The following is a 24,918-nucleotide window of genomic DNA, read 5'->3' as shown; positions in this document are numbered from 1 at the left end:
TATGAAGATTGACCTTAATATCTTAATTTTACTGGCTCTAAATATATTATATGGAAATCTATTACAAAAGTGAAACTTTAAGATTAGCACTTAGCTTATTTATTAAAAAGAAAGAAAAAATAGGTTTTGTACCTACAATGGGTGCATTACATCTAGGACACATGTCTCTTGTTGAAAGAGCATTACGAGAAAATGACTGTGTGGTTGTAAGTATTTTTGTGAATCCAACTCAGTTTAATAATCCTGAAGATTTAGAAAAATATCCTAAAACTTTAGAGAATGATGTAGCATTAATAGAAACTTTAAATGAGAATGTCCTTATTTATACCCCAAATGTATCTGATATATATAAAAATAATATTTCTTCAAAAAAATATCGTTTTTCTGGATTAGAACATGAAATGGAAGGAAAACACAGGGAAGGTCATTTCGATGGAGTAGGAACTGTATTAGATAAATTATTCAGAATAATAACTCCAACTAAGGCTTATTTTGGGGAAAAAGACTTTCAACAGTTACAAGTAGTAAAAAAGTTAGTAGAAATTGAATTACTTCCTGTTTCAATCATAGGGTGTTCAATCGTAAGAGAAAAAAGTGGTTTAGCAATGAGTTCTAGAAACAAGCGATTAACTGAATCTCAAAAAAGCGAAGCTTCACTTATAAATAAAACTCTTATAGAAGTTGTAAATAAGTTTAAAACTGAAAGTATTTCAGAATTAAACAAATATGTGAATGATATTTTTAATAAACACCCCAATTTAGCGCTTGAATATTTTGAAATTGCCAATGTCAAAACATTAAAAACTGCAAAAAGAAAACGGAAAGAAAACACTTATAGAGCATTTATTGCTGTCTTTACGGGAAATGTTCGACTTATAGATAATATCGCTTTAAATTAATACCTTTGCTTCCATGCAAATACACGTTGTAAAATCTAAGATTCATAGAGTAAAAGTCACAGGTGCAGACCTTAACTATATAGGAAGTATTACTATTGACGAAGATTTAATGGATGCCGCTAATATTATCGAAGGAGAAAAAGTGCAGATTGTTAATAATAATAACGGTGAACGTCTAGAAACCTATGCAATCCCAGGCCCTCGCAACAGTGGTGAAATCACCTTAAATGGTGCTGCTGCTAGAAAAGTAGCCCCTGGAGATATTCTAATTTTAATCACCTACGCTATAATGGAAATAGAAAAAGCTAAAAAATTTAAACCTTCTCTAGTCTTTCCAAACGAAGAAAACAACTTACTAAATTAGTTTGAACGCAACTATTATTAAATTTTTAAAGATTTCTATTCCTTTAGCTCTGGGGGTGTTTTTAATTTACTATTCATATTCAAAATTTTCAGAACAGCAATTAGCAGACATTAGCTTTTATTTTTCTAATGCCAATTACGGTATTGTTCTTTTATCAGTCTTTTTTAGTATTCTAAGTCATTTTTTAAGAGCGTTTCGGTGGAATTTTATGTTAGAACCATTAGGGTATCGCCCTAAGCTTGCAAATAATTTTATGGCGGTTAATATTGCTTATTTAATGAATATTTTTATTCCGAAAAGTGGCGAAATTTCAAGAGCAATTGTTTTAGACAAGTATGAAAATGTTCCTTTTAAAAAAGGATTTGGAACCATCATATCTGAACGAGTGGTAGATCTAATTTTTTTATTAGGATTTACTGCCATTGCTTTACTAATTCAATTTGATAAACTTTATAATTATTTAGCTGAAGTAATTCAACCCACAAAGCTAATTATAGCTTTAATTGGTCTTATCACTTTAATTATTGTTGGGTTTTTATTTCTGAAATACTCAAAATCTAAGCTTCAACAAAAAGTAAAAAAGTTTTATTTAGGATTAAAAGAGGGTGTGTTTAGCATCATTCATATGAGAAGAAAAGGAGCTTTCCTTTTATTATCTTGTATTATTTGGGGATTGTATTTATTATCATTTTACACTGCTTTTCAGGCTTTAGATGAAACTTCTATCGTGCCTATTTCAACAATTATTATAGTATTTGTAGTGGGTAGTTTTGCTTTTGCATTTACCAATAGTGGTTTTGGTTTTTATCCCTTTTTTGTTGCTGGAATTTTAGTGGTCTTTAATATTCCCGAAACGATTGGAACTGCTTTTGGATGGATTGTTTGGACTTCTAATATTGCTTCAATTGTGTGTTTTGGAGTACTTTCATTAATACTATTACCCTTTTATAATAAAATCAAATTATAAAAAAACCACCCTAATCTCTTAAGGTGGTTTGGTTAGAATAAGTAATGTAACGGTTATTTTTTAAGTAAATCTCTTATTTCAGAAAGTAAATCATTATCTGAAGGCCCCGCAGGTGCAGGTGCTGCTTCCTCCTGTTTCTTTTTAGTTTTATTATATCCTTTAACAATCATAAATAATACAAAACCTACAATAATTAAGTTAATAATTGAATTGATCCAGTTTCCATACATAATTGCATTTTCAGCAATGGTGATTGCGCCTTCTGCATCTAATACTGCTGGTGACAGCACGAATTTTAAATCAGCAAAATTCATTCCTCCGGTAAATTGACCAATTATTGGCATCATGATATCGCCAACAAATCCTTTTACTACTAGTCCGATTGCTCCGGCAAGTAATACGGCAATTGCTAAATCAATAACATTACCTGTCAATATAAATTTCTTAAATTCTTTGAACATGTGTTTTGTTTTTAATGGTTATTTGAATGCAATTTAATTAAAAACTAAATCAAAAAATAATTAACTTATAAACAGCCTTCACTAATTTCGATGAAATACACGTTTAATCCTTTGTGATACCGAAGTAAGTAATTCATAGGAAATGGACTGGATAGACGCAGTTATTTCGGTTGCAGATGGAGAGGTTCCAAAAATTATAACTTCGTCGCCTTCTTGGCAATCTATTTCAGTAATATTTACCATAATCATATCCATGCAAACATTTCCAACGATGGTTGCTTTTTTCCCTTTAATAGTTACCCAACCTATTCCGTTTCCATAAGAACGACTTATGCCGTCTGCATGACCAATAGGGATTGTGGCTGTTTTTAGAAAGGATTCACTTTTAAAAGCTCTATTATAACCTACCGTTTCTCCTTTTTCAATTTGGTGTATTTGTGAAATAATACTTTTTAAAGTTGCTATAGGCTTTAGATTTATATCCTCTTTTTTACTATTCCCAAAGCCATAAAGTCCTATTCCGCAACGCACCATATCAAAATGAGCTTCAGGATAATTTAAAATTCCTGATGTATTACACATATGAAGTATGGGTTGATATCCTAATTTCTCCGTAAGTTCGGAAGCAATAGTTTTAAAATTTTGAATTTGATTTTCTGTAAACTCTTTTTCAGATAAATCCTCGCTTGCGGCTAAATGTGAAAAAGCAGACTTTACTTTTATTGTATTGGTTTCTTTTAAACTTGAAAGTATAAAATCAATATCATTCCTTAAAAAGCCTAATCTATTTAAACCTGTATTAAATTTTAAATGTATAGGATAGTCTATCTGCTTTTTTTGTTCAGCAACTCTTATAAATTGCTTACAAATATTTGGGCTATAGATGCTTGGCTCTAGACAACGATCAATTAAAGTTTCAAAATTAATTGGCTGTGGGTGCAAAACTAAGATCGGAATTTGAATTCCTGCGTCACGTAAATTCACCCCTTCATTTACATAAGCTACTGCTAAATAATCTATTCCTAAAGCGACTAAATTTTTTGCAATTTCTATTGCATCACTACCATATCCAAAAGCTTTTACAACCGCTAAGAATTTGGTTTCATTTTTAATTTTAGATTTTAAATAATGATAATTATCTTCTAAAGAAGTTAGATTGATTTCAAGAATAGTTTCATTCGCTTTAGGCATATTAAGCTTGCTTTTTTGAAGAAATATCTTCTGGATCCTGAACATCCAATTTACTTACTTTTTCCCTCAACATTGCTTTATAATAAGCTGCTCTACTCAATGGCTCATATTCATCGGTTTCTCCTAAGAGTACTAAATCATTGCTCATTGCTTTTCTATAGCTATAATTTGCAAGATTACCTGTACGTGTACAAACTGCATGAACTTTTGTGACATATTCAGCTGTTGCCATAAGTGCTGGCATAGGACCAAAAGGATTTCCTTTAAAATCCATATCTAATCCAGCAACAATTACCCGAACACCTCTGTTGGCTAAATCATTACAAACTTTTACGATTTCATCATCAAAAAATTGCGCTTCATCAATACCTACCACATCACAATTATCTGCTAAAATTGGAATATTTGCAGCAGCAGGAACGGGTGTAGATCTAATTTCATTGCTATCATGAGAAACTACCTTCTCTTCATCGTATCTAACATCGACTTCAGGTTTAAAAATTTCAACCTTTTGACGTGCAAATTTAGCGCGCTTTAAACGTCGAATTAATTCTTCCGTTTTTCCAGAAAACATAGAACCACTAATCACCTCAATCCATCCAAACTGTTCTTTCTGATTTACTGTATTTTCGAGAAACATATATTAAATTTATACTAAAACCGTTTATGTTATATAAACGTTGTGTAAATTTATAAAAACTAATACTTAAAAAGTTCATATTTAAGTTATTTTCTAAATGGATCATTAAATTGATGCTATTTCTTACTGAAGTAGATTCATATAATAGTATGCATTTACCATTCTAATTCCTTAATTTTGATATTTATTAGTTTTAAACGAATCAGGAAATAACTATGAAAAATAAAATTCGGTCTCAAATAAAAGATTTAGCAAATGAGATTCTTTCAAAAGATACTTCATTTGAAACTGTTTCAATTAAAAATAAAGTCGCTAAGCTTTATGAGCAATTAACTGTGTTAGAATATTTAGAATCACATATTGATGGTGTAAAACAACCACAGGCATTAGATTCAAAAAGTTATCGAGAAGGAAATTGGTTTCAAGAGCCAGAACCTTTACCACAATCTCAATATAGCGATGAACTAGCCGAACCTTTAATGGAAAAAATTAAAGATCTTGTGGCTCAAATGCCAAAAGAATCTCAACAAGTAGATGAACTACTTAAAGAAATACTTCCGAAGAAAGAATCGCATAAAAGTGAGTTAGAAGAATTTGCTGCTTCGTATCAAGAAATGCCTGTTTTTGAAAGAAAAGACACCATAGAGGAAAAGACCGAAATAGTTCTTGAAAAAGAAGTAAAAGAAACTAATGACAAGCCTAAATCTCTTAATGAGAAATTAAATCAAGGATTACAAATCGGACTTAATGATCGACTTGCTTTTATAAAGCATTTATTCGATGAAAATCCTGATGATTATACCCGTGTTCTTTCTCAGGTTAATTCAATGAGTTCTTTAAATGAAGCCAAGCTATTTATAAATGATACGGTGAAACCTGATTATAATAATTGGTTAAATAAAGAGGAATATATGGAACGTTTTATGACAATTTTAGAAAAACGCTTTAATTAAACTTTTCGCTTAAATTATGGGCAAACTCTATTTAGTACCCACTCCTATTGGAAATTTAAAAGACATCACTTTTAGAGCTATTGAAGTTTTAAAAGAAGTGGATCTTATTCTTGCAGAAGATACTCGAACCAGTGGGAAATTATTAAAATATTACGACATCTCAACGCATATGCATTCTCACCATATGCACAATGAACATAAAACGGTAGTCAGTATTGTAAATCGAATTCAAGCAGGCGAAAACATAGCAATTATAAGCGATGCAGGAACTCCTGCCATTAGTGATCCTGGTTTTTTATTAACTCGTGCTTGTGTTGCAGCGAATATCGAAGTAGATTGTTTGCCTGGCGCAACTGCTTTTGTACCTGCTCTAGTAAATAGTGGGCTTCCAAACGATAAGTTTGTTTTTGAAGGATTTCTTCCTGTTAAAAAAGGCCGTCAAACGCGTTTAAAATTATTAGCTGAAGAAACACGCACCATAATTTTTTACGAATCTCCACATAAAATCTTAAAAACACTAGCGCATTTTATTGAATACTTTGGAGCAGAAAGAGCTGTTTCTGTTTCTAGAGAAATTACAAAATTACACGAAGAAACCATTCGAGGAACGGCACAAGAAGTTTTAAAACATTATGAAGCAAATCCACCAAAAGGTGAAATTGTGATTGTTGTTGGAGGGAAAAACAACTAATTATATATGCAACAAGTAGGTCTAGTGTCTAACAGCGAAGTGGTCTAACATCTATTATCTTTTTAAACATGCTTCCCTTTATTCCAACCATGTTTTCCAAGATATTGATCTCCACTTTCAACAGCTCCTTCTTAGTTACAATTTCACGGAAAGTTTAAAAAAAATTAAGATGAATTAAAGGTTCTTAATTTTTTTAAACAACCACCATATATCTATAGAAACTAAACATGCTTCCCTTTATTCCAACCATGTTTTCCAAGATATTGATCTCCACTTTCAACAGCTCCTTCTTAATTACAATTTCACGGAAAGTTTAAAAAAAATTAAGATGAATTAAAAGTTCTTGATTTTTTTAAACAACCACCATATATCTATAGAAACTAAACATGCTTCCCTTTATTCCAGCCGTGTTTTCCAAGATATTGATCTCCACTTTCAACAGCTCCTTCTTCTATAGAAGTTCCCATAGAATCATTCCAACGGTTTAAATAACCAAACAAAGAAATAACTCCCAACATTTCTACGATTTCTCCTTCATCCCAATGTTCATGTAACCTTTTTTTAATTTCACCATCAACAGCATTTGGAACCATTGAAGCAGCTAATGAAAAATCTAAAGCAGCTCTTTCAGCTTCAGAAAAAGCAGCATGCGTTCTGTATTCCCAAATATTATCTAATTGCTCTTGTTCTGCACCATAACGTTCTGCAGCACGAATAGCATGTGCCTGGCAATAACGACATCCTGTAGCATTACTACTTACCCAAGCTATCATTCTTTTAAGTGCAGATGTAACTCGCCCTTCATTCGCCATTACAGCCATATTAAGATTAATAAACGCTTTACTAATTGCTGGTCTATGCTGCATTGTAAGTACACTATTAGGGCAAAAACCAAGGGTTTCGTTAAAAAATTCAGCTAATTTTTTTGTTTCTGTATTATGATCTGGTGATAATGGATTTACTAATGGCATCGTTATTTATTTTAATTTCTAAATGTACGAAACTTAAAAAATTCATAGTAGAGTAACGTTTGCTTTTTTGTAAATTAGTTTTTCAAAAAACACTATAAATTATGACAAATAAAGTGACAACTACTTGGAAAGGAAATATGTTATTTGAATCTGATAATCCTACTGGAAATACAGTTCTAATGGAAGCAGGAAGTGCTCATGGAGGGGAAGGAAAAGGAGTGAGCCCAAAAGCAATGATGCTTTCTTCATTAGCAGCTTGTTCTGGACTTGATGTGGTTTCTCTATTGAAAAAGATGCGTGCTGAAATAACCGATTTTAACATGGAAGTAATAGGTGAATTAACCGAAGAACATCCTAAATATTATCATACGGTTCATCTAGATTATCACTTCTATGGAACTGAATTAAAGGAAGATAAAATCACCAAAGCAGTGACATTATCGATAGATCAATATTGTGGGGTAATGGAAATGTTTAGAAGATTCTCAAAAGTGACTACTAAAATTTATTTTCACGAAAGTTAAAATATTCTTCTATCCAAAAATTGTACTTTTACCATTCTGCTCCCCTATTTAATTCGAGTCAAATATGCGTTGGACAATTCAAGCAAAACCTATTCCTGAAAAAGTAAGTCATCTTGAAAAAACATTAGGAGTAGATTCAATTACAGCATCTTTATTAATACAAAGAGGGATCGAAACGTTTGACGAAGCTAAGTCATTTTTCCGTCCAGAATTAAGCGATTTACATGACCCTTTTTTAATGAAAGACATGGATAAAGCAGTCGAGCGAATTGAAAAAGCTATAGCTAATCAAGAAAACATTTTGGTGTATGGCGATTACGATGTAGATGGCACTACAAGTGTTGCCTTACTTTCTACTTATTTACTTAGTTATTATCCCAATGTAGCAACCTATATTCCAGATCGATATGGTGAAGGTTACGGAATTTCATTTAAAGGAATTGATTTTGCTGAAGACAATGATTTTTCATTAATTATTGCTTTGGACTGCGGAATTAAAGCCATTGATAAAGTTGACTATGCTGCTAAGAAAGGAATCGATTTTATTATTTGTGATCATCATAGACCTGGTGATGAACTCCCAAAAGCCATTGCGGTATTAGATCCTAAAAGGGAAGATTGCGAATATCCTTATAAAGAACTATGTGGCTGTGGAGTTGGATTTAAACTCATTCAAGCACTTTCAGAAAAAAGAGGACTTGGCATTGAAGATCTTTTATTATATCTAGATCTAGTAGCTACAGCTATTGGTGCAGATATTGTCCCTATTACAGGTGAAAATAGAATATTAGCATATCACGGAATAATAGTCATCAATACACTTCCAAGGCCCGGTTTTAAAGCAATTTTAAATCAAGTGAAAAAGGATACACTTACTATCATTGATGTTGTTTTTATTATTGCTCCTAGAATAAATGCTGCAGGTCGTATGAAGCATGGAAACCATGCGGTTACCTTACTTTCTGAAATGGATATTGATTTAGCCACAACCTATGCTGCTGAAATTGAAACCTATAATTTAGATCGTCGTGAAACAGATAAAATCATAACCATCGAAGCCCTTGCCCAAATTGAAGATAACAAGGAGCAAGATAGATTTACAACGGTAGTGTATCACGAAAAATGGCATAAAGGAGTGATAGGTATTGTTGCCTCTCGATTGACCGAAACCTATTATCGCCCTACTTTAGTTTTTACTAAAAGTGGTGACCGTTTAGCAGCATCCGCACGAAGTGTAAAAGGGTTTGATGTGTATAATGCCTTGGAACAATGCTCTGAATTCATTGAACAATTTGGCGGTCATAAATATGCTGCTGGCTTAACGCTTCTTGAAAAAGATTATGATGGGTTTAAAGCTCAATTTGAAAAAGTAGTAAAAGAGACTATTGATCCTAATTTGTTAATTCCAGAAATAAGAATTGATACGCAACTTAATCTTTCAAACATTACACCTAAATTTTATCGGATTTTAAAGCAATTTGCTCCTTTTGGCCCTGGAAACATGTCTCCAGTTTTTATGACACAAGATGTTCAAGATATTGGTTATGGAAAATGCGTTGGGGAGGATGATAAACATTTAAAATTAACGGTGAGTCAATATGGTGAAGGAAAAATTTCGGGTATAGGATTTAATTTAGGAGATAAATTAGCCCTTATAAAAGATAAAAAACTTTTTAAAGTGGCGTATTCCATAGATGAAAATCATTGGAACAATACCGTTAGTTTACAATTAAAAGTAAAGGATCTTAAAGAATAATTTTAAGTTATAAAATCAAGAATAAGTTGAGCTATTTTTTCTGGTTCTTCTTCTTGAATGAAATGCTTAGCGTCTAATAAGTGAATGTTTTCTTCTGAAATAGATGCATCTAAAATCACGGGATCTTTTTGTGGTTCCCATTTTAAAAATGAATCTTTTTTCCCCCAAATAACTGCAACAGGAATTGATATATTTTTTAAAACTTGTGAATAGTCGGGTAAGTTTTTACAAGTCTGAGTGAAAAAATAATACATGCCTTTTGTTTTTCCTTCTAATAAGGGTTTTTTATATCCTTCAATTTCTTCTTTACTCAATGTGTTTTTGGTTAAGCCAGATTTAAATAGTCCAGATACCATAAGGTTGGTGGTTAATCCATTTCTATAGGCCCACATTGCAGTTTTTGCAATAATTCCTTTTTCAAAACGCACTGGGGGCACAAATCCATTTTTGTAAATAATAGTATTGAGCATAATTAATTTAGAAATACGATTGGGCTCTTTTTTAAATAATTCCCAGGTCCATAATCCTCCAGCATCATGCATTACATGCATCCAATTTTTAATTTGCAAAGAATCCATAAGGTCTAAAATTCTTTGTGCATGATTTTTTTCAGAATACACTTTATAGCCATTTGGAGAATCACTGTTCCCAAACCCTAACATATCTGGAGCAATTACACGATAGCCTTTTTCAGAAATAATATTAATTATTTTTCGATACAACCATCCCGAAGTAGGAATTCCGTGCAAGAGTAAAACTACTTCGCCTTCTCCTTGATCAATATATTTTATAGTGCCATCCTTAGAGGCGAAGGATTTTTGTACCTCTCGAAATTGAGAATAAGGACTTGTAGTTTTACTCATAAAAAATAAATTTAATAGAATATGATTTACAACTTAGACGTAATAGATCTAATACCCTTTTATTTCGAAATTTTCACCATCAAAAACTCCATAAGTATAATGAGAAATCCAATCGCCAAGGTTATAGTACATTGAGTTTTCACCTACTTGAATTTCCATAGAAAGATGTCTATGCCCAAAAACAAAAAAATCATAATGTTTTGTTTCTAATTTGCGTTTTGCATACAAGGCCAACCACTCGTTCTCAGCACCAAGAAAGGTTTTGTCTTCTTCGCCTGATATTAATTTATTTTTTACGGAAAGATATTGAGCCAAGCGCATTCCTAACTCTGGGTGAAACCAACGAAACAACCAATTAAATATTGGATTAGTAAATACTTTTTTCATGCGTTTATAGCCTTTATCACCAGGGCCTTTTCCATCTCCATGGCCAATTAAAAAAACTTTACCATTAAACTCGAACTCTTTACAGTCACGAAAAGTGGGAATGTTTAACTCTTTCTCAAAATAGTCTCGCATCCATAAATCGTGATTCCCAACAAAAAAGTAAATAGGAATTCCACTATCACTAATTTCGGCGAGTTTTCCTAGAACACGAACAAATCCTTTAGGTACGACTGTTTTATATTCAAACCAGAAATCGAATAAATCTCCTAGTAAAAAGATTGCAGCAGCATCTTCCTTTATTTCATCTAACCAACTTACAAACTTTTTTTCACGGGGCAGACTCTCTTCTGGAGTTGGAGCTCCTAAGTGATTATCGCTTGAAAAGTATACTTTTTTTCCTTCTGGAATTTGCATGTGGTAAAGATAACAAATTCCTGCGGAGGCAGGAATATTTAGTTAAATGATAAACTGAGTTTGATGCAATAATAATCGCAAATACCTAATAAACAGTGATTTAAAGGCGTTGTTATTGCAAATTTAATTTTTTGAGTTAATTACAAAAAACTATAATAAATATTATCATATCCAGATGATATGTTTACTAATCTTATGAGAGGAAATAATAATAATAATAATATCTTGATTATCAGATATAATTTGAACAACAGGTAACTGACTAACTTAATTAATTAAAATCATGAGATTCCTGTTTTTACAAGAATTAAGAATTATCGCTAGCAAACCATTGTGCATAACTGCTATCGGTTTCCTGCAGTTTTAAAGAATGTAATTGTACATAAGAAGGCAATTTATTTTTAATTTTAATCGCAAAATCGATAATCATCATCTCACTAGTCGGTTGATAATCAACTAACAAAACATTATGGCCTCTGTCTTTTAATTCTTTTGCTAGCTCAACATGAGGGGTATTTTTATTGAATACCGTTGCATGATCAAACACATCTACAATTTCGTCTTTCACAATTTTTTTAAGATCTGTAAAGTCGATTACCATACCGAATTTTACATTGTTTGCATCTGAAATTGGAGTACCAATAACCGTCACATGCAATTTATAACTATGCCCATGTACATTTCTACATTTTCCGTCATAACCATAAAGAGCATGGCCTGTTTCGAATGAAAATTGCTTTGTAATCCTGATTGTGCTCATGCTATTTTTATCTGTTTTTATTTTTTGAGTTGTGGTATCTGTGTGTCTTTATTTTATTGTAAAGTACAACAATAACAACAAATAGTGCTAGTATCATAAACATCCCTTGACCTCCTAAAAAATCTAATATTTCCATCACTCGAATTCTATTGAATCACAAAAATACTATTATTACAGCAACTCAAAACAGCATTTCAGAAATTATAATTGTAAATCTGAAATAGATAGTTCATTTTTGTAGGTGATTTAGTTCTAATTACAAAAAAGCTTAGCTCCCTAAATGATTAAAAAAGTATTTTTTCTTTTCGTATTAATAAGCACTATAAGCTTTTCACAAGAAAAAAAATTAGATAGTATAAAACAACTTCTTGAAACTTATAAAAAAGAAGATACTACGCGGGTGAGTATGTTAATCGATCTCACAAAATACTATCACTCACGAGATTTTAACGATGGTTTACCTTTAGCTCAAGAAGCATTAGCATTAGCAAAAAAAATAGGCTATAAACGAGGGGAAGGATATTCATTAAATAGTTTAAGTACGTTTTATGTTATAAAGGGAGAATTAGATAAAGGGATAGCATATGCTCTTCAGGCGAAGAAAATTCTCGAAGAAATAAAGGATACAGACAATTTAATCTTTACCCACAATTTACTCGCTAGAATTTATACCAAAAACCAGCAACCCGAAAAAGCTTTAGAATTACATATAGAAAACATTGCTCTTATTAATGACAAACCTGCAAGTGATTCGAAAGCAGGATTATATTATTACGCTGCTGTAACCTATCAAGAGCTGAAGGATTTTTCAAAAGCTGAAGAATATTATAAAGAAGCTTTGCGTATTTCTGAAGCGGTTAATTTTGAAACAGGAATTGCCATTGCAACTTCTAGTCTTGGGTTTATTTATCATTCCCAAGGCGATTATCAAAAAGCAATTGAAGTTACAGGTAACATCCTTCCTTTTTATAAAAAATACAATCAAGAATTTAATGTTGCTAATTCACAGACACTACTTTCTGAAAGTTATTTTAGTTTAAATAATTATTCGGAAGCCATAAAAAGAAACCAAGAAGCCATCGATATTTATGAGTTGCATAAACGATACGGTCCATTAAAGGATGCCTATTTAAAACAACATAATTATTATCAAAAAATAAAAAACTACACTGCTTCTAATGCCTTTTTAAAATTGCATTATACGATGGTTGATTCGCTATTTTCTTCAGAAAAAGTACAAGTAATTGAAGATTTACAAACGAAGTATGAAACTGAAAAAATTGAAGCTCAAAAAGATGCAGCCCTTGTTAAAGCAACACTAGCTGAAACGGAGAGTAAAAAAAATAGAAATTATTTTATTGGTGCTTCCATTATTTCCCTTCTTATTATTTTATCTTCTCTATTTTTCTTCGGAAGACTTCGCGAACGTAAAAAAGCAGAGCTTATCACTATTGAATTACGTGAAACTCAGAAAAGATTAGCTTTAGAAAAACAATACCGTGAATCTGAATTGAAAGCTTTAAAGTCGCAAATGAATCCGCATTTCATTTTTAATGCACTCAACTCTATTCAAGAATATATAATATTAAATAAAAAAAATCTAGCGAGTGATTACCTTGGAAAATTTGCAGATTTAATTCGAACGTATTTACACCATAGTGATACTGGAGTTATTTCATTACAAGAAGAAATAGACAGTCTTAAAACATATTTAGATTTAGAATGTTTACGCTTTGAAGACACATTAAATTATACCTTTAATGTCGCAAATGATTTAAATTCCGATATCATTCATATTCCAACAATGTTACTACAGCCTTATATTGAAAATGCTTTAAAACATGGGTTACTCCACAAAAAAGAAGATCGAAAAATTAGTGTTTCTTTTTTAAAAGGAGGTACAAATAATATACAATGTACCATCATTGATAATGGGGTAGGTAGAGAAAAATCGAGAGAATTTCAGAAAAAAAGAGCAGTCCTTCATAAATCTTTTGCAGCAAAAGCGACCGAAGAACGACTCGAATTACTAAATTTCGGAAAGCATAAAAAAATAGGTGTCGAAATTATCGATTTATATTCTGAAGAGCATATTGGTAATGGCACCAAAGTAATCGTAAGTATTCCAATATTAAAACACTAAGCTATGAAAGCGATTATCATTGATGATGAATCAAAAGCAAGAAATTTATTGGGTATATTAATTCAAGAAAACTGTCCAAAGATTACTCAAATTTTTGAAGCAAAAGATTTACTTTCTGGTGTTGAAATTATAAAAAAAGAAACTCCAAATATTGTATTTCTGGACATTGAAATGCCAGAACATTCAGGATTAGAAATATTAAATTTTATTGAAAAAGATGTGCTCAATTTTGAGATCATCTTTACCACAGCTTATAGTGAGTATGCCATTCAAGCATTTCAACTTTCGGCCATTGATTATTTATTAAAACCTATTCGTCCAAGTCAAGTAAAAGAGGCAGTTGATAAAGCAATCCAGCTCATAGGAAAGTCACAAATTAATAGCCGTTTAGAAGAATTAAAAAACAGTTTAACTTCTTCTAATTTCAACAAAATAGGACTTCCAGTAAGTGATGGAATTAAGTTTGTATGTTTTGAAGATATTATAATGATGGAAGCTGATGGTATGTATACAAAAATATCTACCAAAACAGAAAACGAAATTCTTATAAGTAAACCCTTAAAGCACTTTGTAGGTTTATTAAAAAACATTCCTGCTTTTTATAAACCGCATCGTTCCTTTTTAATCAACTTAAAATATATTACACAATATGTAAAGTCTGATGGCGGCTATATTGTAATGGAAAATGGAAAAGGAGTTTCAATCTCAAAAGAGAAAAAAGAAGAATTTTTAACGATTGTTCAAAATATCGCTTAACACATTAAGTACTTCTTTTTAGAAACCGAAACCAACCTTTTAGAAGTTCATAATGTACTAGCTACTATAGCTACGTTATTTTTGATGTCTAACAATAAACAAAAAGACATGAAATTTATCTTAGCCATTTTTAGCATTCTAGTGTTATCTTCTTTTTCACCTATTAATCATAAAACAGCTACAACTTCTCCATCAGAAGGTGTTATTTCTTTTGCAAGTTTTTCTTTAATTAATGACACGAAAGAAAAAATAAGCATTTATACAGGGTCTGGATTTGTAAGTCTTAATAAAGGATCTAAAACAAGTATTACTTGCAATACAGGAAAAGAAGTTCGATGGGCTTCTAAAGGGAAAAAAGGCGATGTTATTTTTAAAATAACAAGTGATATGTGTGGAAAAACTTTAAAAATTTCAACATTAATGTAACCAATTAATTAACACTTTACTTTAAGGTAAAACCCCTTTTAAAAAAGGGTTTTTACTTTTTAAAAATTTCAACATTATCATTATTTTCGTAGAACATAAACAATTAACATATTAAAATTACAAATTATGAAAAAAATTATTTTAAACGGTATTATGCTATTTGCACTTTTATTAAGTGCCTCAGTATTTTCGCAAGGAACAGGAGTTTCTTCAAATATTGATAGCGAAAATGGTATCCAGAACAACTACGGAGTTGAAAACACTCGTTCTTGGGGTGGAGTATCTGTACTTGTACTAGGGGCTCCTGGAGATCCAACTTGGATTGATGATGTAGAATTACAACTAGACGGAACTGGCATTGTTGCTGCAGATACATTTCTTACAACTGGTGGCACACCAACACTTGCAGAGCTTCAAGCATATGACGCTGTATTAGTATTTACAGATGCTGGTGCTGCAGATCCTATTGCATTTGGAAATATCTTAGGACAGTACATCGATGCTGGTGGAGCTGTAGTAGATGCTACATTTACACCTAATGTCCCTATTCCAGGCGGATTTACGGCGTATGAGTTATACTCTGCTTCTGGACAATCTAATGGTGCCAATTTAGGTATTGGAACTATTAATGATCCTGGTCATCCAACTTTAAATGGAGTAACAAATTTTGATGGAGGTACTGCTTCTTATCATAATACTGCTGGAACGATTGCTGCAGGTTCTTCTGTAGTTGCTGAATACACTACAGGAGCCCCTCTTATTATTATAAATGATGATATGGGTCCTGGCAATGCAAGACGTGCATTCCTTAACTTTTATCCACCTTCTATAGATGCCCGTGATGATTTTTGGGACATAGCATCAGATGGTGCTTTAATGATGGCAAACGCCTTAACTTGGACAGCAAACATTAATACAGGAGCAAGTGCTTCAGTAATAATTGTAGGATCTCCTGGAGATCCAACTTGGATTGATGATGTAGAATTAAAGTTAGAAGAAACAGGTGAGATTGACGCTGACACTTATTTAAGTAGTGGTGGAACTCCAACTTTAGCTGAACTTCAAGCATATGACGCTGTATTTTTATTTACAGATGCTGGTGCTGCAGATCCTATAGCTCTTGGAGATGTACTTGCTCAATATGTTGACGGAGGTGGACATGTTGTGGATGCAACTTTTACAGGAAATGTTCAAATTACAGGAGCATATGCTGCCTATAGCTTATACTCTAATTCTGGACAGTCTAATGGAACTAATTTAGGTATTGGAACTATTTATGACCCAGCTGATGCAATTCTTACTGGTGTAACTAACTTTGATGGTGGTACAGCTTCTTATCATAATTCAGGAGGAACTGTAGATGCAGGTGCTTCAATTATTGCAGAGTATACTACAGGAGCTCCTTTAATTATTAAAAAAGATAATGTTGGACCTTCAAATTCAAGACGTGTGTTCTTAAACTTTTACCCACCTTCTTCTGATGCTCGTGATGATTTCTGGGATGCAGCTTCAGATGGTGCTTTAATTATGAGAAATGCATTATTATGGTCTATTAACGGTAACTTAAGTGTTGGTGACAATTCTTTAGATGCTGCTGTTTTAATTTATCCTAATCCAGTACAAGATCAATTAACAATTTCAAATACTACTGGATTAACAATTGATAAAATTCAGGTAGTTGATATTATGGGAAGAATTGTTTATACAGCAGACGTAGAGAATACTACTTCTAAAACTATAAATATTTCTAATCTTAATACAGGAGTTTATTTAGTTCAAATTCAATCTGGAAATAACACTTCAGTTAAGAAGATTATTAAAAAATAAATAATCTAATACTTTATACTAATTAGCCCATCTTTATTAAAAAGGAGGGCTAATTTATTTTTGAGCTAATTTATAATACTTGTTTTTAAATTTTATGATTAAAACCAAAGCTCTAAATGCCACCCAGACAACTAAAGCAATCCATATACCTGTTAATTATAAATCGATAATAATTACAAATTAATAGCGTAGGTATAAAACCTAAAAAGTTGGATGCCAATTGATTGTTTATTAAAATATTTCATTCTTATAATCTTTTAAAAATTACATCAAAAAAAATATTCCTCAAATTAGTATTTAGAAAACATAGATGGGCTTTAAAATGCTTTTCCAATGTTTATTTATGCTGTTTTTTATGCTGTTTTTTATGCTGTTTTTTATGCTGTTTTTTATGCTGTTTTTTATGCTGTTTTTTATGCATAAATACGTGTAAATACGTATATACACTGTTAAAAAAAAAATTATTTTTGCGGAAAATTATATATTAACATTTAACTAAATCAAATTTATTATTTATGAAAAAATTATTTTTATTATTATTTGCATCTGTCTTAGTATTTTCTTGTACTAAGGACTTAGAGTTAACAGACTCGACGACAAACCTTTCTGCGACTATTGCGCAGTATGACGATACCAACATGGGTGTCTACAAAGGGCTTTTTACTACCGTAGGAACTATGGAAAGAGGTGTTATAGAAATTAACATTACTCCAAACAATTATGCAGTAGCTAGCTTAAAATTAGTTTCTGGTCAAGAAATTAGCTTTAAAGCAGATAGAAAAATTGAAGCTGGAGCTGAAGTTCAAGATTTAGCATTTAGCTCGTCATCTGTAATGGCATCTTTTAAATTAAGTGCTGATTTGGAAGGAAACAATGTTCAAATTACAGAGGTAATATACAAAGGTATTACTTCTGGAGCTATTGCAGCTCATGAAAACTCTAGAGCTCCTGTAACACCTATTACTGGTGTTTTAGCTTGTGATGATTGTGACGCTCACCCTCTTTTAGTTACAGGTGATACTGGAACTTTTAGTTTATTATTTGTTGGTGACGGTTCTGCTGATGACGATGTTACTGCTCTTGCTGATGTAGGACTTGTTGTAAGTGTAACTAACGTAGGTGCTCAATCTGGATGTGTTGATGGTGGTGCTTCTACTACTTGTAATATTGCTGGTGGTGGAACTATTGGTGGTAACGTAATTGGATATGCAGGAACTCATACTTATTTAAATGGTTCAGATTGTTCTGAAGCTGGTGGTACTTGGTCTTTAAACTCGAGTAACCATGGTTCATATACTGGTACTTTCACAAGCGATGTTACTTGTACTCCATCAAATAATCCTTCAGTATTAATTGTAGCATCTCCTGGAGATCCAACTTGGATTGATGATGTAGAATTAAAGTTAGAAGAAACAGCTGAGATTGACGCTGACACTTATTTAAGTAATGGTGGAACTCCAACTTTAGCTGAACTTCAAGCATATGACGCTGTATTTTTATTTACAGATCAGGGTGCTGTAGATCCTGTTGCTCTTGGAAATGTACTTGCTCAATATGTTGATGGAGGAGGACATGTAGTGGATGCAACTTTTACAGGAAATGTTCAAATTACAGGAGCATATACTGCTTATAGCTTATACTCTAATTCTGGACAGTCTAATGGAACTAATTTAGGTATTGGAACTATTTATGACCCAGCTGATGCAATTCTTACTGGTGTAACAAATTTTGATAGTGGTACTGCTTCTTATCATAATACAGGTGGAACAGTAGATCCAGGAGCAACAGTAATAGCAGATTATGATACCGGAACTCCTTTAATTATTAAAAAAGATAATGTAGGGACTTCAGGAACTGCAAGACGTGTGTTCTTAAACTTTTATCCTCCTTCTTCTACTGTTAACCCAGGGTTTTGGAATGTAGCTTCAGATGGTGCTTTACTTATGAGAAATGCATTATTATGGGCTATTAATGGTGGTGCTCCTCCTATTACTTCAGTATTAGTGGTGGCATCTCCTGGAGATCCAACTTGGATTGATGATGTAGAATTAAAGTTAGAAGAAACAGCTGAGATTGACGCTGACACTTATTTAAGTAATGGTGGAACTCCAACTTTAGCTGAACTTCAAGCATATGACGCTGTATTTTTATTTACAGATGGTGGTGCTGCAGATCCTGTTGCTCTTGGAAATGTACTTGCTCAATATGTTGATGGTGGAGGACATGTAGTGGATGCAACTTTTACAGGAAATGTTCAAATTACAGGAGCATATGCTGCCTATAGCTTATACTCTAATTCTGGACAGTCTAATGGAACTAATGTAAGTATTGGAACTATTTATGACCCAGCTGATGCAATTCTTACTGGTGTAACAAATTTTGATGGAGGTACTGCTTCTTATCATAATACAGGTGGAACAGTAGATCCAGGAGCAACAGTAATAGCAGATTATGATACCGGAACTCCTTTAATTATTAAAAAAGATAATGTAGGGACTTCAGGAACTGCAAGACGTGTGTTCTTAAACTTTTATCCTCCTTCTTCTACTGCTCGTGCTGATTTTTGGAATGTAGCTTCAGATGGTGCTTTACTTATGAGAAATGCATTATTATGGGCTAATGGTTCTTTATAAAGTGTAGGTGTCAACTCTATAATTATACTATTTTAATTGATCCTAATCTAGTGCAAGATCAATTAATAATATAAAATAGTTTGCCCTTCTTTTTTAAAAAGGAGGGCAAATTTATTTTTGAGCCAATTTATAATACTTATTTTTAAATTTTATGATTAAAACCAAAGCTCTAAATGCCACCCAGACAACTAAAGCAATCCATATACCTGTTAGTTTTAAATCGAAATAAGTACAAATTAATAGCGTGGGTATAAAACCTAAAAAGGTGGATGCTAATAATATGTTTCTTAAATATTTCATCTCTCCTAATCCTTTAAAAATCGCATCAAATGTAAACGCTAATGCGTTAAACGGCTGTGAGATTAACACCAACATAAATACACTATAAAAAGTAGACAATACAAGGGCATCTTTATTAAACAACAACCCAAGTTGCTTGTAAAATAAGAGTCCTACAATAATTAATAAAACACTCACAATTAAATTATATCCATTCACTTTTTTGGTTAATTTCCATAACTTTTTATAGTTTTTAGCGCCTAAAAGCCTCCCTCCTAAAATATTTCCTGCAGCTCCATAACCATCTAAGAAAAAAGCAGAAAACAACCATAGATTAATCGCAATGGTATGTGCTGCAATAAATTCTTTCCCGAAAGATGTGGCTTCTCTTACCGCAATTAATAATGCGACATTTAATGCTACTGAACGTATAAATAAATTGAAACTCATAGCCACTAAACGTTTTATTTCTGGATGGATTTTACGTTTCAGTTTTAAGGATACCTCTGTTTTCTTCAGCAAAAAAATTAATGCCATGATAGCCATAATAGCTTGTGAGATTAAACTTGCCCAGGCGGCACCTTTTACATGCATAGGTTCAATAAAACCATCCACACCATAAACTAATGCAAAATCTAAAACAATGTTGGTTATAGCTCCTATAGCGGCAACAATCATTGGCCAGAAAGTATTCTGAAAACCTCTAAATATTCCGAAGATGGCAAAAGTGAATAAGGTTAGTGGAAATCCCCAAACACGTATGTTATAATAATCCAGGCTGAATTTTAAAATAAGATCTTCTGCATTTAGAAATATTAATATCTCTTCTATAAAAAAATACGTTGAAAACAATACAACGATACTTAACAAGACATTAAATAAAATGGCTTGGACAGGGAAACTTTGAAGTGTATCTACTTTACCAGCCCCCAAATTTTGAGAAATTATAGCAGAAATTGCGCTTCGAGTTTGCGCAAGCACCCAAATTAATGTAGATAATAGTACCCCTACAATACCTACTGCTGCTAAAGATTCGGTGCCGAATTCAGAAATATTTCCAACGATAGCTGCATCCGTAGATGATAAAACAGGCTCGGCAATACCTGCGATTATAGCTGGTAAAGCTAACTGTTGAATTCGTTTAAACGATATATCTATTGTTTGCATAAAAAATTTAACTCTTATAATAGGACCTTTTCATAACAATAAAAAGGGGCTGAACTTTGATTTGGGAAAAAAACTATTCCTGTTTTAATATAATCGCGAAGTTCGTAAAACTTTTGATTTCTAAGGTTCTTACTAAAGGTATCTAATCGAATAGAGCTATAATTATTTTCTATTGCAAAGCTTTCAGCAAAATCCATTAATTGTTGCGCAAAGCCTTTTCCTTGGTGTTTTGGATGGATTGACAATCGATGTATGTATAAATTATTTTTTGACTGAGTTCTCCATTTTATAGGGATATATTCTTCATCCATTTTAGGTGTTAACACTAAGGTTCCTATTAAATTTTCATTTAATAAAAAAATATAAAGTTCATTCCTAAGGATATCATTTTCAAAAGCGCTTTGGGAAGGATACCCTTCATTCCATTGAAATATTTTGTTGGAAATCATATGATTAGCACATGCTTTTGTCACACTTAAAATTTCGGGTATTTCTTCTATTTCTGCTAATCGTATCATTTATTCGATGTATTTTTGCACAAAGTTAATAATTTAGAAAAATGAAAAGTATTCTTGTTCCTGTAAGTTCTACGGAAAATGGTATAAATAACTTAAAATATGCCATCCATTTTGCTTCTATGAGTGGAGCAAAAGTATATTTAATTAATTTATATAAAGAATTTTCGAAAGTTGGACAGCTTGCCAAAGTAAATCAATTAATGATTGAAGAAAACGAAGAGCAGTTAAAAGAAGTTTTAAGTAAGGTTGATACAAAGGGTGTCGATGTTATGGCTCGCCCAATCAAAGGGAATCCTTTTGAAGGTATTGCAAGGGTTTCAAAACAGCTAAATATTGACTTAATCATTCTTTCGCCTCAAAGTCTTGATATTAAAGAGGAGCGTTACTTAGGAAATACAACAGGTAAAATTGTAAAACAAACAGAAATTCCTTTATTAATTATTCCTAGAGATTATTTATTTAAAAAAATTCAAACTATATTATTAGCTTTTAAAGATGGAAATTTTGACAAGGAGAAAATATTTACTCCTTTAAAAAATATCACTCAATTATTCAGTGCTGATTTAAATTTGTTACAAGTATTTACGCCAGATAATCAAGAGTCTGAAAATGAAATTGATTCAGAGTTATTAGAAATGAAAAATAAACTAACTCACACCGAGAATGCGACTATTTTTCAAGGAATCTTAGAACATTTTCAATCTCAAAATCCTGATCTTTTATGTGTAATAAGAAGAAAACGAGGTTTCTTTCAAAAATTTAAAGAGAAAAATGTAATTTATAAGCATGAGTTTCATACTAGTAAGCCATTGTTAGTGCTTAGTGGTAAAATGGAATAAGCATTACAAATTTTGGGGATGTAGCTCAGCTGGCTAGAGCGTTTGACTGGCAGTCAAGAGGTCGTGGGTTCGACTCCCATCTTCTCCACATCAAGCAGAAAACTATTTGTCGTAAGACAGATTTTTTTGTTTCTGAAAAACCGAGCTTGCTCAAGGTTTTGAAGGGAATAAAATTACTCCCATCTTCTTCACAAAAATAAGTTTCCAAATACCTCATTTACAGTTTTTTATATTTATTATATTTTTGTATTATAAATTAAATATTCTATGTAATTTTGCCGGAAATTTCAATACATAAAAAATGAAAAATATTCTTGTCCCTGTAGGTACTACTGAAAGTGGAATTAACAATTTAAAATACGCAATAAACCTTGCTTCTATAAGTGGAGGTAAAGTCTTTTTAATTAGCGTTTATGAAGATGAATCTAAATTAAAGGATATGATAAGCGTAAATGAGTTTTGGATTAAAGAAAAAAGTCAGCAATTAAAAGATGTTATTAATGGAATAAACTCTGAAGGAGTTGAAATTAATGCACAATCAATTAAAGGAAATCCTTTTGAGGAAATTAAAAAAATCTCTAAAAAAGAACATATAGATCTAATTATTCTTTCTCCTCAAAGTATTGAGATAGATGACGAAGTTTACTTAGGTAAAACAACATCAAAAATTCTTAAGCAGACTGAAATTCCTTTATTAATTGTTCCAACCGGATTTCTTTTTAGAAAATTTGACTCTATTTTATTTGCTTTTAAAAATGGGCAATTTAAAAAAGAGAATGTTTTAGAGCCTTTAAATTATATGAAAAGTATCTTTAATTCTAACATTAACTTACTACATGTAATTACACCAGAAGCTACTGAAGAAAGTAAAGTAATAGATCAAGATCTTTTAGCTATAAAATCTTCTTTAACTACAACTGAAAATGCAACTACTTTTCAAGGTGTATTAGAGCATTTTCAATCACATAACCCAGATATGTTATGTGTTATAAGAAGAAGAAGAGGGTTTTTTAAAAAATTATGGGAAAAGAATAGCATTCTAAAACGTGATTTTCATACGAGTAAACCATTATTAGTTTTAAGTGGAATTCAAGAATAACTGAATTTCAGAAATAGTTCAAACGACCTCTTTACATCAAGTAAAGAGGTCGTTTTTGTTTAAATATTTTACAAAATATTTCCTCATATTTAGGGTCATTAATCCTAATTATTAGCACATTATATTAATTTATTATACAATTCATTTTTCAATTCTCTTTGTTGGTAATTAAATATTGCTATATTTATACCGAATAGTGCTATTTTGTCATACAAACTACAAGAAAGTATTAACTAATGAGTTGGTATAGTAATTGCACTAGAGTTAACAATTAGAATATTTATATAGCATTTTAAATGAGTAAAGAAGACAAACAAAATATGGACCTTATTAATAAAGCATTAGAATTTGAACAAAGAAAACTTTCTTTTCAAACGACTAGTGATCGAATTATTGCATCTAGAGAAGTGAAGGGATTAATTCTTGGGATAAATGATATTTATAAGGAAAGTAAAGATTCCGAATTAATGGATATTATGAAACGCTTAACTGTTATAAAGAAAAAAATAGAAGTGCGATTAAAAGGACGTTCTCAGTCTTAGGATTCTTTTAAAAAATTAAGAGTAGCATTCATTACCTTTTCTAAATCATGGGGCAATACTTCTTGTTCCCAAGGGTGTTTAGAACCAAAGACATGGTCTCCATTTTCAATAATTTTAAGATGACTCCTTTTAGCTGCCCATTTATGTAACATTTGAGCTTCTTTTATTGTTACTGTAGGGTCATTTTCACCATGAATTATAAGGTAAGGAATCTCTAATTTCTTAACTGAGTTGTGTATGGTTAAACGATTTTCATTTTCTATAAAGTCTTGATAAAACTGAAAATTAAGAGGCATGTTCTGTTTTGTTCTTCCATTTACAATATAGGTGGTTCCCTTTTTTTTCCAATCAATAAAAGTGGGTGTATTTTCCATAAATCTGGCTCTAAAATCTGAAACACCAGCCCAAGTAATTACATTTTTAATTTTGGGGTTTTCTGAAGATTTTATAAGTACAATTCCTCCTCCTCGGCTATGACCAATTAAAGAAATAGCCTCTTTATTTATTTCTTCTGAATACACATTCGGTCCTGTTATAAACTCTAATACACGCTCTAAATCATCTAACTCTTTACTATAATTATTTTGCGAAAAAGCATCTAAATCTGGGAAATCAATAGGTTGTTCTATAGTACCTCCATTATATGAAAAATTAAATTTTAAAAAGAAAAAGCCTGCCTTAGAAAATGCTTCAGCTACTAGATTCCATGCTCCCCAATCTTTATATCCTTTAAAACCATGACAAAATATTACAATAGGCTTTGGCTCCATGTTCTTTTGATAATATACATCAAGAAGAATGGGGTTTTTTTCTTTAGATTCTAATATTATATTTTTTTCTATCTGCAT

Annotated in this window: 25 protein-coding genes and 1 tRNA gene; 16 read left to right on the top strand and 10 right to left on the bottom strand. The window is 31.7% G+C overall.

What is annotated here, in order from left to right; translation table 11 throughout:
* Positions 1-50 precede the first annotated feature (50 nt).
* The 3 genes from panC to ABXT64_RS06140 are packed head-to-tail and all read left to right on the top strand — an operon-like array spanning position 51 to position 2,230.
* Positions 51-899, top strand: a complete 849-nt coding sequence (panC, locus tag ABXT64_RS06150; RefSeq protein ID WP_443634789.1) for a pantoate--beta-alanine ligase — start codon at positions 51-53, stop codon at positions 897-899.
* Between the two features lie 13 nt (positions 900-912).
* Positions 913-1,263 carry an aspartate 1-decarboxylase gene (gene panD, locus ABXT64_RS06145; RefSeq protein WP_443634787.1) on the top strand — a complete coding sequence of 117 codons (351 nt, stop codon included), beginning with the start codon at positions 913-915 and terminating at the stop codon, positions 1,261-1,263.
* A gap of 1 nt (position 1,264) precedes the next feature.
* The gene (locus ABXT64_RS06140) at positions 1,265-2,230 is read left to right on the top strand and encodes a lysylphosphatidylglycerol synthase transmembrane domain-containing protein (RefSeq protein WP_443634785.1); all 966 of its coding nucleotides are present in this window, start codon (positions 1,265-1,267) and stop codon (positions 2,228-2,230) included.
* A gap of 53 nt (positions 2,231-2,283) precedes the next feature.
* Here the strand turns inward: ABXT64_RS06140 and mscL are convergent, their stop codons facing one another.
* The 3 genes from mscL to ABXT64_RS06125 all read right to left on the bottom strand — a co-directional run bounded on the left by mscL (position 2,284) and on the right by ABXT64_RS06125 (position 4,522).
* Positions 2,284-2,691 carry a large conductance mechanosensitive channel protein MscL gene (gene mscL / locus ABXT64_RS06135; RefSeq protein WP_443634783.1) on the bottom strand — a complete coding sequence of 136 codons (408 nt, stop codon included), beginning with the start codon at positions 2,689-2,691 and terminating at the stop codon, positions 2,284-2,286.
* 81 nt (positions 2,692-2,772) lie between these two features.
* Positions 2,773-3,882, bottom strand: a complete 1,110-nt coding sequence (gene alr / locus ABXT64_RS06130) for an alanine racemase (protein ID WP_443634782.1) — start codon at positions 3,880-3,882, stop codon at positions 2,773-2,775.
* A 1-nt stretch (position 3,883) separates the two neighbouring features.
* Positions 3,884-4,522, bottom strand: coding sequence for a thymidine kinase (locus ABXT64_RS06125; RefSeq protein WP_443634780.1), 639 nt, complete (start codon positions 4,520-4,522; stop codon positions 3,884-3,886).
* A gap of 215 nt (positions 4,523-4,737) precedes the next feature.
* Here ABXT64_RS06125 and ABXT64_RS06120 point away from each other — a divergent pair, with 215 nt between their 5' ends.
* Positions 4,738-5,475: a hypothetical protein gene (locus tag ABXT64_RS06120; protein ID WP_443634778.1), complete on the top strand. Its 738-nt coding sequence runs from the start codon at positions 4,738-4,740 to the stop codon at positions 5,473-5,475.
* Positions 5,476-5,491: 16 nt separating this feature from the next.
* On the top strand, positions 5,492-6,166 hold the full coding sequence (gene rsmI / locus ABXT64_RS06115; RefSeq protein ID WP_443634776.1) for a 16S rRNA (cytidine(1402)-2'-O)-methyltransferase: 675 nt from the start codon (positions 5,492-5,494) through the stop codon (positions 6,164-6,166).
* Positions 6,167-6,546: 380 nt separating this feature from the next.
* On the opposite strand, the gene ABXT64_RS06110 is transcribed toward rsmI, so the two are convergent.
* Positions 6,547-7,137 (bottom strand): carboxymuconolactone decarboxylase family protein, encoded by a 591-nt coding sequence (locus tag ABXT64_RS06110; RefSeq protein WP_443634775.1) that lies wholly within the window; start codon positions 7,135-7,137, stop codon positions 6,547-6,549.
* A 101-nt stretch (positions 7,138-7,238) separates the two neighbouring features.
* Between ABXT64_RS06110 and ABXT64_RS06105 the strand changes: the two genes are divergently transcribed.
* A complete protein-coding gene (locus tag ABXT64_RS06105) occupies positions 7,239-7,661 on the top strand; it encodes an OsmC family protein (protein WP_443634774.1) in 423 nt (140 codons plus the stop codon).
* Between the two features lie 64 nt (positions 7,662-7,725).
* The gene (gene recJ / locus ABXT64_RS06100; RefSeq protein ID WP_443634772.1) at positions 7,726-9,417 is read left to right on the top strand and encodes a single-stranded-DNA-specific exonuclease RecJ; all 1,692 of its coding nucleotides are present in this window, start codon (positions 7,726-7,728) and stop codon (positions 9,415-9,417) included.
* A gap of 2 nt (positions 9,418-9,419) precedes the next feature.
* Here recJ and ABXT64_RS06095 read toward each other — a convergent pair whose 3' ends face one another.
* From ABXT64_RS06095 to ABXT64_RS06085, 3 genes are all read right to left on the bottom strand, one after another.
* On the bottom strand, positions 9,420-10,280 hold the full coding sequence (locus ABXT64_RS06095) for an alpha/beta fold hydrolase (protein WP_443634771.1): 861 nt from the start codon (positions 10,278-10,280) through the stop codon (positions 9,420-9,422).
* 48 nt (positions 10,281-10,328) lie between these two features.
* Positions 10,329-11,081, bottom strand: a complete 753-nt coding sequence (locus ABXT64_RS06090) for a UDP-2,3-diacylglucosamine diphosphatase (RefSeq protein WP_443634769.1) — start codon at positions 11,079-11,081, stop codon at positions 10,329-10,331.
* Between the two features lie 307 nt (positions 11,082-11,388).
* The gene (locus tag ABXT64_RS06085) at positions 11,389-11,841 is read right to left on the bottom strand and encodes a 6-pyruvoyl trahydropterin synthase family protein (protein WP_443634767.1); all 453 of its coding nucleotides are present in this window, start codon (positions 11,839-11,841) and stop codon (positions 11,389-11,391) included.
* Between the two features lie 280 nt (positions 11,842-12,121).
* On the opposite strand from ABXT64_RS06085, the gene ABXT64_RS06080 reads away from it, so the two are divergent.
* From ABXT64_RS06080 to ABXT64_RS06060, 5 genes are all read left to right on the top strand, one after another.
* Entirely contained in the window at positions 12,122-13,984 is a 1,863-nt protein-coding gene (locus ABXT64_RS06080) for a tetratricopeptide repeat protein (protein ID WP_443634765.1), read from the top strand.
* 3 nt (positions 13,985-13,987) lie between these two features.
* Positions 13,988-14,740, top strand: coding sequence for a LytR/AlgR family response regulator transcription factor (locus ABXT64_RS06075; protein ID WP_443634763.1), 753 nt, complete (start codon positions 13,988-13,990; stop codon positions 14,738-14,740).
* A 108-nt stretch (positions 14,741-14,848) separates the two neighbouring features.
* Positions 14,849-15,166 carry a hypothetical protein gene (locus ABXT64_RS06070; RefSeq protein ID WP_443634762.1) on the top strand — a complete coding sequence of 106 codons (318 nt, stop codon included), beginning with the start codon at positions 14,849-14,851 and terminating at the stop codon, positions 15,164-15,166.
* 126 nt (positions 15,167-15,292) lie between these two features.
* Entirely contained in the window at positions 15,293-16,993 is a 1,701-nt protein-coding gene (locus ABXT64_RS06065; protein WP_443634760.1) for a T9SS type A sorting domain-containing protein, read from the top strand.
* A gap of 515 nt (positions 16,994-17,508) precedes the next feature.
* The gene (locus ABXT64_RS06060) at positions 17,509-19,626 is read left to right on the top strand and encodes a hypothetical protein (protein WP_443634758.1); all 2,118 of its coding nucleotides are present in this window, start codon (positions 17,509-17,511) and stop codon (positions 19,624-19,626) included.
* Between the two features lie 111 nt (positions 19,627-19,737).
* Here the strand turns inward: ABXT64_RS06060 and ABXT64_RS06055 are convergent, their stop codons facing one another.
* Positions 19,738-21,072, bottom strand: coding sequence for an MATE family efflux transporter (locus tag ABXT64_RS06055; protein WP_443634756.1), 1,335 nt, complete (start codon positions 21,070-21,072; stop codon positions 19,738-19,740).
* Between the two features lie 14 nt (positions 21,073-21,086).
* Positions 21,087-21,590, bottom strand: coding sequence for a GNAT family N-acetyltransferase (locus ABXT64_RS06050; RefSeq protein ID WP_443634754.1), 504 nt, complete (start codon positions 21,588-21,590; stop codon positions 21,087-21,089).
* A gap of 41 nt (positions 21,591-21,631) precedes the next feature.
* Between ABXT64_RS06050 and ABXT64_RS06045 the strand changes: the two genes are divergently transcribed.
* From ABXT64_RS06045 to ABXT64_RS06030, 4 genes are all read left to right on the top strand, one after another.
* Positions 21,632-22,429: a universal stress protein gene (locus tag ABXT64_RS06045; protein WP_443634753.1), complete on the top strand. Its 798-nt coding sequence runs from the start codon at positions 21,632-21,634 to the stop codon at positions 22,427-22,429.
* Positions 22,430-22,443: 14 nt separating this feature from the next.
* Positions 22,444-22,517, top strand: a tRNA-Ala gene (locus tag ABXT64_RS06040).
* A 213-nt stretch (positions 22,518-22,730) separates the two neighbouring features.
* Entirely contained in the window at positions 22,731-23,528 is a 798-nt protein-coding gene (locus ABXT64_RS06035) for a universal stress protein (protein ID WP_443634752.1), read from the top strand.
* Positions 23,529-23,848: 320 nt separating this feature from the next.
* Positions 23,849-24,070 (top strand): hypothetical protein, encoded by a 222-nt coding sequence (locus tag ABXT64_RS06030; RefSeq protein WP_443634928.1) that lies wholly within the window; start codon positions 23,849-23,851, stop codon positions 24,068-24,070.
* Here ABXT64_RS06030 and ABXT64_RS06025 read toward each other — a convergent pair.
* Positions 24,067-24,918, bottom strand: a complete 852-nt coding sequence (locus ABXT64_RS06025; RefSeq protein WP_443634750.1) for an alpha/beta hydrolase family protein — start codon at positions 24,916-24,918, stop codon at positions 24,067-24,069. The two genes, ABXT64_RS06030 and ABXT64_RS06025, sit on opposite strands and share 4 nt — an antisense overlap.

It is taken from the genome of Candidatus Marifrigoribacter sp. Uisw_064 (assembly GCF_047730175.1).
GTDB lineage: Bacteria > Bacteroidota > Bacteroidia > Flavobacteriales > Flavobacteriaceae > Marifrigoribacter.
Note: the sequence above shows the minus strand (reverse complement) of the source record. Positions and strands in the feature narration are given on the sequence as shown.